The following is a 15,590-nucleotide window of genomic DNA, read 5'->3' on the forward strand; positions in this document are numbered from 1 at the left end:
ACATGAAAATGAAAAAATTCATTCTAGCGATATGCAGTGTTTGCCTAGTGGGACTAGGCTCTTGTGAAAAAGGATTGGAACTGGGACCATATAACTCAGCAACCATCGCACAAGCTTTTGAATCTGATTCTGATTTTGCCAACGCAGTCAGAGGTATGTATGCCTCAGCTTTAGGAGGCTCTTATTATGGAGGTTCCATGATAAGTTTACCCGATATTTTATCGGACAATGTCCTAGTAGCACGTACAGGTCGTTTATCGAATCTTTCTTTCCATGAATGGCGTTATACAGCTGATGGAACTTGGGGCTTGTTTGCTACGGCTTATACAGGTATTCGTCGCGCCAATGCCATATTGGAAAATATTGATCGTTTACCTGCGGGAACATCCAAAGAGAATTACAAAGCAGAGGCGCTAGCTTTCCGCGCTATGGCTCACTTTGATTTGGTTCGTTTGTATGGAAAAGCTTATACTCAAGCATCAGATACCGACTTAGGGGTTCCTTACGTGACATCAACCGATGCTACATTGAAACCAAGTAGAGAATCTGTTAAAACCAATTTCAGTAAGATTGAAACAGATTTGAAAGCCGCTGAGGCAGCTATTGGTTCTGCTAATGGTATCTATCGTTTCAACAAGGCAGCCGTTTCTGCTCTATTATCTCGTGTCTATCTTTATGAAGGTAAATGGCAAGAATCAGCGGATGCTGCTACTCGTTCATTAGCATTAAGCTCTAATCCTGGAGCTTTGGCTGATTATGCTAGAATTTGGACAGATGCCGTGAATACGGGCGTATTGTTAAAATTGCAGATTGTTGATAAAGACCGTATCACTCCAGGTGTAGAATACAGCCAAAGTTCAGCTTCTGGTGTTCGTAATGAATATGTGGTGGATCATTTATTCTTACAATCTTTCAAAGCCAATGATGTGAGAACGGCAGCTTCTGTTCGTTTGACGACTTTCAATGGTCAGCCTTATAATTCGATTGCTAAATGGTTTGGAAGAGCTACGGGTAATGCCAACGTAACAGATTCTAAGGTGATTCGCGTAGCGGAGGTTTGGTTAAATTTAGCAGAGTCATTGGCTAATCTAGGTAAAAATGCGGAAGCCTTGACTGCTTTGAATAACTTACGTAAAAATCGTTATACGGATTTTGATGCAGGTAATTTTTCAGAATCTGGTAATGCTTTGAAAACGGCCATCGATTTAGAACGTCGTTTGGAATTCGCTTTCGAAGGTCACCGTTTGTTTGATTTGAAACGTAAAGGAAACGGAATTTCTCGTTCTTCTCGAGGTGATAAAGCAGATGGAACAGGTACTCCTGCTCGTTTCTTGTCTTTAGCTGCTACAGATTACCGTTTGCAATTACCTCTACCAAGTAATGAATTACGTGTTAACTCTAATATTCAACAAAATCCGAATTATTAATCGACGTATTTTGTGTGTTAATCGAAAAAGTCCCCATCAGTGGGACTTTTTTGATTAATATATTAGCAGAACATCTTTATATTTAGGAATTAATACCACTTATGAAGAAATTTCTTTACATCATATTAGGAGTGCTGGGTAGCTGGCAATTAGGTTATTCTCAACATCATAAAATGGATATCATTCCAGGTAAAATGATTGATGAATACACTCCTGAATACACTAAAATCAAGCGTGAACTTCCTGAGGGCTATACCCAAGAGATGCAAGACTGGGTAAGAAAAAAGAATATTGAAAGTAAAAGTACCCAAAATAGAACTTCTGCCAGTGCGGCTAAATTCACTTTAAGTTTTGAAACTCCACCTCCTGCCGATGTGAGAGCCGTTTTTGAAAAAGCTGCCGAATCATGGGCTGCCATATTAAATTCGGATGTTGAAGTGAAGGTGCTTTGTCGCTGGAGAAGCTTAGCAACCAATGTTTTAGGAAGTGCAGGTGCTACGGCAAACGTTCGTAATTTCCCTGGCGCGGCCAAAGTGAACACTTATTATCCCATTGCTTTAGCCGAAAAAATGGCTCATAAAAACCTGAATGGGACAGATTTTGATATCGTAGCTAATTTTAATGCGGATTATGCCAACTGGTACAAAGGATTGGATGGAGTCCCAACCATCAATCAGATTGATTTATACTCAGTAGTTTTACATGAATTTGGTCATGGTCTAGGATTTATTGGTCAAGTGGCGGTAGATAATTCAACAGCCTATTACATTTATCCAGGTATTTTTGATCAATTTATGGTCAATGGTTCGGGTCTTAGTTTGACAGATACCCTTAATTTTAAAAATGATTCTCCCGAATTAAAAGCGCAATTAACATCGGGAAATTTGTTCTTAAGCACAACCAAATTATTGGCAGCTAACAATAAAGAGAAAGCAAAATTATATGCGCCTACTACCTATACACAGGGGTCTTCTATCTATCACGTAGATGCCTCTAAATACCGCCCTAAGGACCCTAATGCCTTAATGACACCTAGTATTGCTAAGGGAGAAATAACTCGTGAGCTGGGAACTATCGTACCTGCAGCATTCAATGATTTTGGATGGTATTCTTCCAGCATTGTACCCACTGCCGATTTGTTTACCGATACGGAGGATGTTACCAAGGATTATGTATTTACAGTTAATGTATATTCGGATACCATCGTGAAAGCCAATTCGCTGAAATTGATGCTTTCTACCGACGGTACTATTCAAACTGCGACTTCTCGTCCATTAACCTTGTCTGGAACGAGCTATTCCTATACTTTGCCTAAAGACACCAAATTAAGAACCATCGCGTATTATTGGTCAGCTGAAGAAGCAAGTGGAAAGAAATTTACCACACCCGCACAAGCCCCACTGATTGCGGGTACTACCACCTCAAGTTATTATAAGTTTACGATTGGACAGGATACTGTAAAGCCAGTAGCGATTTATTCTAATCCACTGAAATATGTTTTTTCCAATCAAACCAAAATCAATTTACCAACCTTATTGGCCAACGATAATATTGGTATAGATACAGTATATTTGGAATATAGCATCGGTTCAGGTGCTGTGATTAAATCAGGATTTATTCGTTCTACGGCAGATGCATTCAGTTATAATGGAGCGTTTAACTTTGCGACTGGTCAGATTAAGGCCGGAGATATCATTAAATACCGAGTGGTTGTGAAAGACAAGGCTAAAATTGCCAATTATGTCTATTTCCCCGCTACAGGTAACTATGAGTTTGTGGTCTTGACCTCCATGGATGCTGTCAATACCTATAAAACGGATTTTGAAAATAAACCGACTGCTGATTTTTATTTGAAAGGTTTTGCCATCAATCAACCTACTAATTTTACTTCTCTAGGTTTGAATAGTGAACATCCATATGCCAATGGTTCAGAAGAATCCTACGATAATTCTGGAGGTTCAGATAAATTCACAAATAATGATGCGATTTTATTGAAACCGATTATCGTTCGTGCTGATACCGCTCGAATTACTTTTGATGAGGTAGTTTTGGTGGAAACGGCAGAGACAACTGGTACCTCATTCTTAAATGCCGATGGCACGGTGAATCGTTCTTTTTATGATTATGTGATTGTTCAAGGTTCAAAGGACGGTGGCCTTACTTGGAATAATTTACGTGATGGATGGGATTCCAATGATTATTCGGAATGGCAAAAAGCTTGGACAGGAACGAATGTAGATAAAAACGGGAATTCCACGCTCAAAGGAACGGCTACCTTATTTCAAAAAAGAGAAATTGATATATTAGGTTCAGGGAAATTTAATCCAGGGGATAAGGTTTTATTGAGATTCCGCTTACATTCCGACATCGGCGCCTACGGATGGGGATGGGCCATTGATAATTTAAATATCCAAGGTGCTCAGGCGGTCACACCATCTAAATTGGTTCTAGCAGTAGAAAATGGTACTGAAGCTACTGGATTACTTATTCGACCAAATCCAAGCCAAGGATTATTTAGAGTGCAGTTGCCTTTAGAACAAATGGGTCAAACCGTAGAATTACATGTGGTTGATTTACAAGGAAGAGTTGTATATCAAGATCGAGTAAACGTAGGCGGTTCTATGTTAGATAGGGAGATAGAGGCAGGAAATTGGCCAACGGGGACTTATTTTTGCATTGTTAAGACCGAAAAACAACAATGGGTGAAACGAGTATTTTTGTTGAAATAAACATCTAAATAGGGAATTAGTTTTCCATGCCACCTCTTTTTAATTATCTTTGCAGTCCTTTATAAAAAAGAAAATATGTCTTGGTTTACCAGAAAAGATAAGGGAATTCAAACTCCTACCGAATTCAAAAGAGAAGCTCCAGATGGTTTATGGTATCAATGTCCTTCCTGTAAGAAGGCCATCCATACAAGAGAACATCGTTTATTTGCTTATACTTGTTCCAATTGCAATTACCACGAGAAAATAGGTTCTCAAGATTATTTTGAATTGCTATTTGATCAAACTCGTTATACCGAATTAGATGCCCTAATGAGTTCAGGTGATCCATTGAATTTTGTGGATACGAAGAATTATCCTGATCGAGTAAAAGCTACCGAGTTAAAGACGGGTTTAAAAGATGCTGTTCGTTCTGCTTATGGAGAGATGAATGGCATGCCTATCACCGTAGCGGCAATGGATTTTAGTTTTATTGGAGGATCCATGGGTTCTGTTGTTGGGGAGAAGATAGCTCGAGCCATTGATTATTCTTTGGAACACAAGCAACCTTTCTTGATGATTTCACGTTCAGGTGGTGCTCGTATGATGGAAGCTGGTTTTTCTTTAATGCAAATGGCCAAAACTTCGGCTCGTTTGGCATTGCTAGATGAAGCGAAGATTCCTTATATCTCTTTGTTGACCGATCCTACTACAGGTGGTGTAACAGCATCCTTCGCTATGCTAGGTGACTTTAATATTGCAGAACCAGGAGCATTAATTGGTTTTGCGGGACCGCGTGTGATTCGTGAGACTATTGGTAAGGATTTGCCGAAGGGTTTCCAAAGTGCTGATTTTGTATTAGAGCACGGATTCTTGGATTTCATCGTAGATCGTAAAGACCTAAAAGATAAATTGACTTCTTTATTGGGCATGCTGCAGAAGTAATCCCAATTCAATCATCATAAAAAAAGTCTCCCGAAATTTTCGGGAGACTTTTTTATTTATTCAGCAGCTGGAGCAGCAGGTGCGGCAGCCGCTGCCTTGCTACGGCTTTTCTTTTCTTTCTCTGGAGGAGGAATAACATCTTCCACTCCGGCAAAAACACGACCACAGTGCTCACACACGATGATTTTCTTTTTGTCTTTGATGTCGGTTTGTCTTTGTGGAGGTACAGAACTAAAACATCCACCACAAGCACCACGCTTCACCATCACCACGGCTAAACCGTTGCGAGCGTTATCGCGTAATTTCTCGTAAGACTTAAATAAACGTGGGTCAACTAGTTTCAAAGCTTTCTCACGATCTTTCATCGCCTTTTGCTCATCTTCTTCACTTTCGTTGATGATCACTTCTAATTCTTTTTGCTTTTGCTCTAAATCTTTTTTGCGTTCAAACAAAGTAGATTCAACAGAAGCGATTTCGTCATTTTTGTTCAAAACTTTGAAATCAATTTCTTTGATACGCTTATCAGCGATCTCCATTTCTAATCCTTGAAGTTCAATTTCTTTCGAAATAGCTTCAAATTCACGGTTGTTACGCACGTTCATTTGTTGCTCTTTGTACTTCACAATTAACTTGTCAGAATCCTTTTTAGAATTTTTGTAGTTAGAAATTTGCTCTTCAAAAGACGCGATTTCTTGTTGGAATTTAGACAAACGAGTCTCTAAACCCATGATCTCATCCTCTAAATCACGTACTTCTTCGGGTAAATCACCTCTAACTTTCTTGATATTATCTAAGGCTGAATCAATGGTCTGAAGCTTTAATAATGCTTCTAACTTTTGGGCAATCGTAGTTTCGGTAGCTGTAGCCATTATTATTATTACGTTTGAAAGTGTCTAACTCTCTTAATTCTTATGCATACCTGACCGGATTGGTCAAGGTCTCGCTTTTCAGAACGGCAAAATTACTAAAAATATTTGATAAATAAGTATGGATGGCATCCTTTATCATAACTTCGGATTCATAATGCCCTATATCACAAAGCATGCAGCTATTTTCCCCATCAAAGAACTCATGATATTTTAAATCACCCGTCAAGAATGCATCGGCACCTTGTCGTTTCGCCTCAGCAATCAAAAAGCTGCCAGCTCCTCCGCAAAGCGCAACTTTCTTGATTTTCTTACTCAATATTGGAGTATGCCTTATAGCTGTTAAATCCAACGATTTCTTTACCCATTGAATAAAGTCCTCACCCGACATAGCTTTGTCTAATTCACCTATAAAACCTGCTCCCACTTCATTCCAGCGATTGGATAAGGAATGAATAAAATATGCCACCTCTTCATATGGGTGAGCTTTTTTCAATGCATGAAGTATCGTAGATTCTAGATGAGTAGGGAAAATCATATCCACTTTCACTTCTTTCACATCAGTCGCTATGCTTCGTTGGCCTATTACAGGATTTGCCTCATTCGATGGGGTAAATCTTCCTATACCTTCCGAGGCAAAACTACAAGCCGAATATTCTCCAATATTTCCAGCACCCGCAGCATGAAGAGCCTCGCGTACAGATTCCTGATTTTCTACTGGAACATAATAGCTGATTTGTTTTAGTGCATTTTCAGCAGGTAAAAGGACCTTGCCAGCCAAGCCTAATTTTTGAGCTAAATGATATGAAACTCCCTTAGGGGCATGATCTAAATTGGTATGAGATGCATAAAGCGCTACAGAATGTTGAATGGCTTTAATCACAGTCCTTTCCACATAATTTTTACCTGTCAAAGATTTTAAACCTTTGAACACAATGGGGTGGTGGGATATAATCACATTGCAGTCTTTTTGGATGGCTTCTTCGACCACCTCTTCAGTACAATCTAGGCTAATTAATACACCTTTTACCTCCATAGTAGGGTCTCCTACCAATAATCCTGCATTATCATAGGATTCTTGCCAAGCTAAAGGGGCCCACTCTTCCATACTCCGGCAAACGTCTGCAAGCTTCATATTCTTTTTTTAGTATACCAAAGGTAAAATTCTTTCGGGAGCTTTGAAAAAAATGGCTATATTTAAGCAGATGAACCCTATCTAATTGATTTAAACGTATGCGATGTAGACCAGCCATTGTGATCATGGAAAATGATCATGTATTATTAATGCGCTACCAATTTGGCTCAGGAATGGTGTATAATTTTCCAGGTGGAAATCCAGATCCAGGAGAAATTTTCACAGAAACCATTATTAGAGAGTGTCGAGAAGAATTAGCCGTGGAAGTAGAAGTTGGTAAGCTGCTTTTAATGGGTGAAATACCAGGTAAAGAAGATAAAAAAAGTGCCTTACACATACTATTTGAAGGGAGTATTGTTTCTGGAATTCCCATATTGCAAGCTCATGAAACAACGGCTCAAGAAATATGTTGGATTCCTATCTCCCAGCTAGCAAGTCTTCATTTATACCCGAACGTTGGGGTGGCTTTACAAGATTTGGTTTTCTTGCAAAAAAAAGGGGAATATGTAGGGGCTATTCAGCAGCCTTGGGTGGATTAGGCCATACATACGTTCCAAGGAGTAATCCAAACAAACTCGCTGCTAGACCTGGCCAAATGGAAGGAATTTCAGAGGGAGCTATAAACTGAAAATACCCCCAAACTCCTAGTCCCAAGATCATACTTAGGTGACTACCCATTGAACTGGCCTTTTTCCACCATAATCCTGCATTGAGCGGGATGAAAAGGGAAACCAAACCAAATGCCGAAGATTCTCCTACTAATTCAAAAATATTTTGCCTTTTGACAGCCATGTAAATACATGAGAAAGTAACCAATACGACAGATAGTCGTATGATTTGTAAGACCTTTCTGTCGGAAGGATGCTTCATCATCGGTTTGATTAAATTTTCTCCTAATACAGAAGCTGGGGCCAAAATAGCTCCACTGGTGGTACTTAATAAAGCTGAAAGCAATGCCCCCAGAAATAAGATTTGTATTCCCGTTGGCGTGAATTTCATAACCAAATGGGGAATTAATAGCATGTCGTCCGACAATAGACTCGGGTATAAACTTACTCCCAAAAAAGCAATCAGTAAAGGGAGCATAGCGACACTTAAATACATGATTCCTGCTGAAAAACTAGCTATCCCTGCCACATGTGCTGATTTGGCTGACATCACTCGCTGGAATATATCCTGCTGAGGAATAGACCCTAAACCGATGGTAATCCAAGCGGCGAGATAAGTAAGCCAAGAAGTGGCATCTTGTTTTTGAGGAGTGAATTGGAAGAAATTATCATTTTGACGCTCAATAATGGCACCTACATCGGGTGTTTTTTGATATAGTAGAAAAGCTAAAAATGCCAATCCAATGATGAGGATGATGTTATGTAGAAAGTCAGTAATAGAAATAGACCACATGCCTCCCAGCAAGGTATAGGTCATGACTAAGAGTGCACCGAATACGATTCCCCATTCCGTACTAATTGGTAAAAGTAAATGCAAGGTCAATCCCAAAGCCACTAGCTGTGCCGATATCCAACCAAAATAGGAAGGAACCATCACGATGGCAGAAAGTTTTTCAGAGAAATGGCCAAACCTTTGTTGGAAATAATCACTAAATGTCAACACTTTTAGTGGGTATAATTTACGGGCATAGATTGTTCCCACAATAACCAAACCTAAGGCTGCACCAAATGGCTCTTCAATGATCGATAAAACTCCCCCATGTACGAATTCCCTAGGCGCACCCAATATGGTCTCAGATCCAAACCAAGTAGCAAAGGTGACCATGGTAGCCAATGCAAAGGGAAGGTTTCTACCGGCCAAGACAAAATCTTGGGTAGTATGTACTTTTTTACTCGCCCACCAGCCCACTGCCAAGTTCAATGCCAAATAAAAAAGTACAAATGCGATTAACATGTTGAATAGAATGAGCTTAAAAATACGTAATTTTCTTTATGCATTTCCAATATCAATAGTCGTATCTATATAGAATGAACCATAAATACCCCGCTTATTTATTGTTTTTCCTTGCTTGCTTGTTTTTTAGTTCTTGTCAATCGGTCAAGATGAAAAAGGCTTTTGTGCATTCAGGACTCCATCAATTACATACAGGTATTCTCATTCAAGAACAGTCGGGTAAGGTAGTGTTTTCCCAACAGGCGGATCAGTATTTTATGCCTGCATCCAATGCCAAATTATTGACTTTACTCTTAGCCAAAACGATTTTACCGGATTCTGTGCCTGCTTTTGCCTATCAAGAGCAAGGAGATAGTTTGTATTTTTGGGGAACAGGTGATCCGTCAACCTTACATACCAAATTAAGGAATAGGTCTTTGTTGAATTTTTTACAAGCTTCTAACAAAAGTTTAGTCTATGCAGATGACGCCAAGTTAACACTTCCGCAAGGTGCAGGCTGGGCATGGGATGATTATCAAGATTATTATGCGGCTGAAATTTCATCTCTGCCACTATATGAGAATTTAGCACATTTTACGAATCTGGGGAATGCGTGGAAAGTTCATCCCTTGCGTTTTCAATCTAGTGTAAGTATCACATCGGATAAAGATGCTTCACGGGATCGATTGAGTAATCAATTTCATCTTCCTGCCCCAGAAGCCAAAACCTCTCCCAAAAGCATCACCATTCCATACCTAACTTCACCTGAGCTTACTGCGAGATTGTTGTCAGATACCTTGCATAAACCTGTTTATTACCGAGCTATCCAACGCAATCCACTTCAATCGAAATTGGTTTATGCTGCCCAATTAGATAGTTTGTTAGTCCCTTTGCTTCATAACAGTGATAATATGATTGGCGAGCAATTGATTTATTTGATGGCAGCTCAAAGAGGATGGAATGGCCCAACAAGCCAAATCATTAGTAAATTGGTACAGGAGCCTAGATTTGAGTTTTTAAAGCATGTGAAATGGGTGGATGGTTCAGGTCTTTCTCGGTATAATTTATTTCGTCCGAAAGATTTGATACTCATTTTACAGCATTTGCAGGAAAAATTAAGTGAATCAGAATGGAAGTCTCTTTTACCAGAATTGGGTAAATCAGGGACTTTAAAATCGATGAAATTGACTAACCCTCAATCCCATGCTTGGGCTAAATCGGGATCCTTTGGTAATACGTATAACTTGTCGGGCTATTACCAAAACGCTCAGGGTAAGCTGTATTTGTTTACTATCATGACCAATTTGGCCAATCAATCAGTGAGTGTCAATAAAAAACAAATTTTGGAGTTTTTAAATGTCTTGAACTAAAAGATAGTCGTCCTTTTTTGGTTAAACCTGGTATTATTTAATCATTGTTTTCAGATAGAATCATATGGATGGCATAGGCCTGCAATCCCAATATTTTGGCCATTTCACCCAGTTGCGAAATTTCTACGTGTAGATTTTCTTTATAATCCGCAAGGCAATATTTGTAGATAGCTTGTTCGATTGGATTGCTAATAAACTTACCAGCATTGGCTAATACACCATGAATAATGATGGTTTTGGGATTTAACAAATGAACAGCGATGGCAAGCACCTTTCCCATTTCATGCCCCATGTCCTGTAATAAATCAATGGCTAATTCATCTCCGCGGTTAGCCGCATCAATGACCATTTCAATGTCTATTTTTTCGAAATTCTCATTAGCCAATAATGAAACATGGCCTTCTTGAATAAGTTCCTTGATTCTCTTAACTAAATAGGACGCTTTGGTAACGGTGTCTAAGCATCCCACTTTCCCACAATAGCATAATTCACCCTGTGGTCTTACTTGTATGTGAGCTAACTCTCCTGCAAATCCAGATTCACCCAGTACTACTTGACCATTCACCAATAAGCCAAAGCCCACGCCATTCCAATCCATGTTAACCGTAATCGCATGTTCGATATTTTGGGCAAGGCCAAAATAATGTTCCCCTAAGGTGATTGCTTTCGTGTCATGATTAACATACGTGTTAACATGGAGTAAATTTTTAAGTTCATTAGGTAGACTTTTACCCTCCTTGCAAAGATTAGGATAGGTATAATTAATACCCGTTTTAGGATTGATAAGGCCGGGCATGGAAATACTGATGGCCTCAAGGTCTGTTATTTGACAAGAAGCAGATTGAAGAACCTTTAGTATTTCCTTGGTTAAGGAATCTGTAATGGGTTTATTTTCGATGACAACGGCGATTTTTTGACTAAAGATCACCTCGTTTTGTAAGTTCAATATATAAGCTTTACTCGCATAGGTATTCATATCTATCGCCAAAACATACCTTTCGTGGGGATTGAGTCGATATAAAGCAGGTTTTCGACCAAGCTGAACTTCAGCAGGGCCTATTTCTACGAGCCATTTTTCTTTGATTAATTCTTCAATCAAACTGGTTACAGACGGAACACTCGTGTGTAAGTGTTTGGACAATTGAGCTATAGTAAAGCTACCATGTGTGTAAAGATGTTGAAGAAGCTTTCTTTTAAGTTTATTCTTTTTTAGGTCAACAACAGATTCTTTTTCTTCATGATCACTTTCAGAAATTGATTTCGACAAATCTGACATAGTTTTAGGCGTATAAATGGATTGAACTAAATGCTTAATTGATCTTTTTCTAGAAAATTATGTTTAAAGTTTAACTAAATATAAACAATTCATAGAAATCTGGTATAAAACTTGTGAAAATCAATCGGTTAAGTCATGAATGAAATTGAATCGAGTCTATAAAACCCCCAATTGTAGCACTAAAAATCTGATTTATTGGATTGAAATAAACTCCGAAATAAAACATAGGTACCTGCAATGAAAAGAAGTACATAAATTCCACTAGTGGGGTTTTGAATCAATGTCCCCATTAAAAATAGTACGGAAATGAATAATAATAAGCTTGGGACATAAGGGTATGCCCAAGCCTGATAAGGCCGATGTAGTTGGGGTTCGGTTTGACGTAACCTTATCAAAGAAGAAAAGCCAGAAATATAACTTGCCACAAAGAAAAAAGTAGCGATATCCGACAAGCGTTCATTTAAGTTTTTTCCCATCAATAAGAGCAAACAGGACATCCCCACCGTTAAATGTGTCGCAAAACTTGGGCTACCTAAGCTATTTACTTCACTTGCTTTTTTCCAAAATAAGCCATCTCGACTCATCGAATAGAGCACTCGAGGAGCAAACATCACTTGTGTATTTAATATGCCAAATATGCTAATTGCTAAAAAGGCTGTAATCCATTTGCCAGTACTGGCTCCAAAAAGCCAAGTGATGGCATCTGCTGCAGCTAATTTAGAATGACGTACATCTTCTAAGGGAAGGACATATAAGATGGAAATGTTAATGAATAAGTAAATCAATGCCACGGAAATAACCCCGATGTACATGGACTTGGGCATACTTTTAACGGGGTCTGCATTTTCTTCAGTGAAGTAAGCAGCTGTATGCCAGCCATCAAAAGCATAAAAAATAGATAGTAAAGCCGTCATGATACCCGACCAAAGAGGAAGTCCTCTAGGGCTTGCACTGGGTTCATGCCACATGCCACCTGAGCCGAATGCAAAGCAGAGGATTATAAATCCAAGTAACGCTAAGGCTTTGATTCCTGAGAGCCATTCCTGGGATTTACCTGCCATAACCACCCCCAATTGATGGAAAAACCAAAGTAGCGCTAATGTCCCTACCGCAACATAATTTTCCTGATGTTCAAAATAGGGGAATAAAATGCCCACATATTCACTGAATGTATAAGAACCAAAGGCCAAGGCTGTTATTGTCCCTAACCAAGAACTAATCCCCACTAAAAAACCAATGTATCTGCCAAATGCCCTTTCTGCATATCCATACCATGCCCCTGCTTTGGGAATAGACAAACTAAGTTCTAATACAGTACTGATACCTAAAAGCGCATAAGTAGCCACCAAAATCCATAAACCGACAATTAAATATGGATTGACCAATTGATCAGCAATAGGTCCAGGCTTACGAAGTATACCTGTGCCCACCGTGCCCCCCAAGGTGACTGCCACCCCAAAGCCCGTACCAAGTACTTTCCAAAGTTGATTTGTTGTCTTATTTTTTGACATAATTGAACAAAAATAAATATATTTAGCTTCTTGCAAGGCTTACCACGAAATGAATGAAAAAACTGATTTTCATTAAGCTGTGTGTTCTATTACTAATTTCTACCGCTCTTTATGCTCAAAAGCCCAAAGCAGTGAAGGAAGAGTATATTAATTTTCATTGGAAGAAAACCAAAAAGACCGTTTATATACCTTTTGATTTGTATTCTAATTTGGTGATTATTCCCATGGTCATCAATGGTTCAGACACGCTCAAGTTTATTTTAGATACGGGAGTAGGAACCACAATTTTATCGGATCCCGAAATCGCCAAAAAATTAAATCTTAAGTCCGTTCGCAAAATTCGAGTGAATGGGGTTGGAATGGGGGAGTCTATTACGGCTAATATTGTCATTGATGTCCGAATGAGCATAGGAGAGGCGCAAGCCAACCGACAAAGCATCATTTTTTTGGATACGGACGTGCTGGATTTATCCAGCTTTGTTGGAACTAAAATCCATGGGATTATTGGGGCTGATTTATTCAATAATTTAGTGGTTACCATCGATTATTTAAATCGAAAAATAGAACTTCGCTATCCCAATAATTATAAGTATCGCCCCATTAAAGGCCTTCAGTTTCCTATTACGATTTTGGATAATAAGCCCTATATCCAAGGGGTCAATTTGACCAATAAACGAAGCACCACTTCTGATTTACTTTTGTTAGACTCAGGTGCAGGTCATGCTTTTTCCATTGAAGGACAAACGGGAGATACAACCAAATTTCATTTGTCGAAATACCAATTCCAACTTGGAAAAGGATTAAATGGGGTGATTTTAGGGCATTTGGGTAGAATTAAACAAGTGGGACTAGGTCCTTGGAAATGGAATGAAGTAGTCAGTTCTTTCCCAGATTCTTTATCGTATCAGGTTAAACAAATGAAGGGTATTTCCCCTGTATCAGGAAGTATTGGAGGAGAGTTTTTGCGAAGATTCAAATTGACATTTCATTACCTGGATAACTATGTGGTATTTAAACCTATTGCTTCTCGATTGAATCGACCTTTTGAAGAAGGGCTTTCAGGGCTTACTTTGGTAGCTATTGCTCCCGAATTCAAGCGCTTTAAAGTGGAATCAGTACAAGATGGCTCACCGGCAGATGATGTGGATTTTAGGGCCGGGGATGAAATCTGGATGGTAAATAATCGTAAAGCTACTGAATATAGGTTGGATGAGTTGAACCGACTTCTTCAAACCAAAGCGGGAGATAAGGTGATGTTTTTGATCAAAAGGGGTACTGAAGTGCATTTAAAAGAAATGACCTTAAAAAAACTATTCTAGTTTTTCTTAATCACATAGCTCGCTACAATAGGGAAATGATCAGAATAGGTGATTTTTCGCAAGGTTGTAAATTGTAAAATTTCAAATTCTTTCGAGAAAAATTGGTTGTCGATCCTGACCATATACGGACTCCGATTCAAGGTAAATCCAAATCCTCGCCCTGCACTCTCGAAGGCATTGTCCATTCTTTCCCGGAGAGTACCATAGGCCCAGCCATAAGGGGTTTCGTTTAAATCACCCATCACCAAGACAGGGTAGGGGCTTTGCTGAATGATTCGATTGATTTGGCTGATTTCTTCTTTGTGACGAATGAAGCCTTTTTTCAGGGAAGCTATAATGCCTCGTCCTTCTTTCTTGGCATCTTCATAATCTTGATCTCTGATTTTCCCTGTGACTTTTCCTACGCGAATTCCCATGGACCAAAGCTGTAAGTTGATGACCCGAATGGTATCTTTATCCTTTACTAAATCCACAAATAGAAATCCGTTGGCAGAATTTTTAAACTGTTCTCCTTCTTGATGTATGATCGGATACTTGGAGAAAATGGCTAGACCCATCTTTTCCCTAGAATCAAAAATTTCTTTTTTTAGGGGTTGTATGGCATAATGCGGATATTGTTGCTTCATCATGCTGATACTTTTATAGGCCGGACGGTCAGCATTAGAATAGAATTCCTGAAAACATTTGATGTCCGCTTCATAGTCCAGCATGAATTTTTTTAATTTCTCCACATTGGCTTCGTTGCTTTCATAGGCATTGGAATACATACCATACACATTGTAATTCAATACTTTTATGGGCTTTTCTAGACTTTCTTTGGGGTTATGGATGGCAATGCTACGCTGAATGAAACTGTAGCCTAAAATCAATACAGTAAGGGGTAATAATGCCCTTTTGGCTCGTTGAAATATCCAATAAATCAGTGAAATGAAACAGAGAATCTGGGCCACGGGCATACTCATCATGATGAATCCTGCCAACCAATGGTCAATGATTAAAGAATAACTTAGTAGATAGGTCAATAAGGTGTATAAACACAAGGGTAAAGTTCCTAACCAGATGATGGAGGAGATAATTTTCTTAGGAAGAGATTCGGAGGTTTTACGCTTACCCATTCTCAAAGATAACAATTGAATGATTATGGGAGAGATATTT

General features: G+C 39.0%; 12 protein-coding genes. 6 read left to right on the top strand and 6 right to left on the bottom strand.

What is annotated here, in order from left to right; translation table 11 throughout:
* Positions 1 to 2: 2 nt before the first annotated feature.
* From HME7025_RS02900 to accD, 3 genes are all read left to right on the top strand, one after another.
* Positions 3 to 1,427 carry a RagB/SusD family nutrient uptake outer membrane protein gene (locus HME7025_RS02900; protein ID WP_109322201.1) on the top strand — a complete coding sequence of 475 codons (1,425 nt, stop codon included), beginning with the start codon at positions 3 to 5 and terminating at the stop codon, positions 1,425 to 1,427.
* 101 nt (positions 1,428 to 1,528) lie between these two features.
* Complete coding sequence (locus tag HME7025_RS02905; protein ID WP_109322202.1) at positions 1,529 to 4,156, top strand: T9SS type A sorting domain-containing protein; 2,628 nt, start codon at positions 1,529 to 1,531, stop codon at positions 4,154 to 4,156.
* Between the two features lie 75 nt (positions 4,157 to 4,231).
* Entirely contained in the window at positions 4,232 to 5,077 is an 846-nt protein-coding gene (gene accD, locus HME7025_RS02910; protein WP_109322203.1) for an acetyl-CoA carboxylase, carboxyltransferase subunit beta, read from the top strand.
* A 56-nt stretch (positions 5,078 to 5,133) separates the two neighbouring features.
* On the opposite strand, the gene HME7025_RS02915 is transcribed toward accD, so the two are convergent.
* Entirely contained in the window at positions 5,134 to 5,946 is an 813-nt protein-coding gene (locus HME7025_RS02915) for a zinc ribbon domain-containing protein (protein ID WP_109322204.1), read from the bottom strand.
* A gap of 40 nt (positions 5,947 to 5,986) precedes the next feature.
* The gene (locus HME7025_RS02920; protein ID WP_109322205.1) at positions 5,987 to 7,078 is read right to left on the bottom strand and encodes a Nif3-like dinuclear metal center hexameric protein; all 1,092 of its coding nucleotides are present in this window, start codon (positions 7,076 to 7,078) and stop codon (positions 5,987 to 5,989) included.
* A 98-nt stretch (positions 7,079 to 7,176) separates the two neighbouring features.
* Here HME7025_RS02920 and HME7025_RS02925 point away from each other — a divergent pair, with 98 nt between their 5' ends.
* Complete coding sequence (locus tag HME7025_RS02925; protein ID WP_109322206.1) at positions 7,177 to 7,617, top strand: NUDIX domain-containing protein; 441 nt, start codon at positions 7,177 to 7,179, stop codon at positions 7,615 to 7,617.
* Here the strand turns inward: HME7025_RS02925 and HME7025_RS02930 are convergent.
* On the bottom strand, positions 7,592 to 8,980 hold the full coding sequence (locus HME7025_RS02930) for a sodium:solute symporter family protein (RefSeq protein WP_109322207.1): 1,389 nt from the start codon (positions 8,978 to 8,980) through the stop codon (positions 7,592 to 7,594). The genes HME7025_RS02925 and HME7025_RS02930 overlap by 26 nt on opposite strands.
* 149 nt (positions 8,981 to 9,129) lie before the next feature.
* Here HME7025_RS02930 and HME7025_RS02935 point away from each other — a divergent pair, with 149 nt between their 5' ends.
* Positions 9,130 to 10,329, top strand: coding sequence for a D-alanyl-D-alanine carboxypeptidase (locus HME7025_RS02935; protein WP_161956199.1), 1,200 nt, complete (start codon positions 9,130 to 9,132; stop codon positions 10,327 to 10,329).
* A 37-nt stretch (positions 10,330 to 10,366) separates the two neighbouring features.
* Here the strand turns inward: HME7025_RS02935 and HME7025_RS02940 are convergent, their stop codons facing one another.
* Entirely contained in the window at positions 10,367 to 11,605 is a 1,239-nt protein-coding gene (locus HME7025_RS02940; RefSeq protein ID WP_109322209.1) for an ROK family transcriptional regulator, read from the bottom strand.
* A 179-nt stretch (positions 11,606 to 11,784) separates the two neighbouring features.
* On the bottom strand, positions 11,785 to 13,116 hold the full coding sequence (locus tag HME7025_RS02945; RefSeq protein WP_109322210.1) for an APC family permease: 1,332 nt from the start codon (positions 13,114 to 13,116) through the stop codon (positions 11,785 to 11,787).
* A 53-nt stretch (positions 13,117 to 13,169) separates the two neighbouring features.
* On the opposite strand from HME7025_RS02945, the gene HME7025_RS02950 reads away from it, so the two are divergent.
* Entirely contained in the window at positions 13,170 to 14,435 is a 1,266-nt protein-coding gene (locus tag HME7025_RS02950; protein ID WP_109322211.1) for a retropepsin-like aspartic protease, read from the top strand.
* Here the strand turns inward: HME7025_RS02950 and HME7025_RS02955 are convergent.
* Complete coding sequence (locus HME7025_RS02955; protein ID WP_109322212.1) at positions 14,432 to 15,550, bottom strand: endonuclease/exonuclease/phosphatase family protein; 1,119 nt, start codon at positions 15,548 to 15,550, stop codon at positions 14,432 to 14,434. The two genes, HME7025_RS02950 and HME7025_RS02955, sit on opposite strands and share 4 nt — an antisense overlap.
* Positions 15,551 to 15,590: the final 40 nt, after the last annotated feature.

This window comes from Aquirufa nivalisilvae (assembly GCF_003143535.1).
In the GTDB taxonomy this organism is placed as follows: domain Bacteria; phylum Bacteroidota; class Bacteroidia; order Cytophagales; family Spirosomataceae; genus Aquirufa; species Aquirufa nivalisilvae.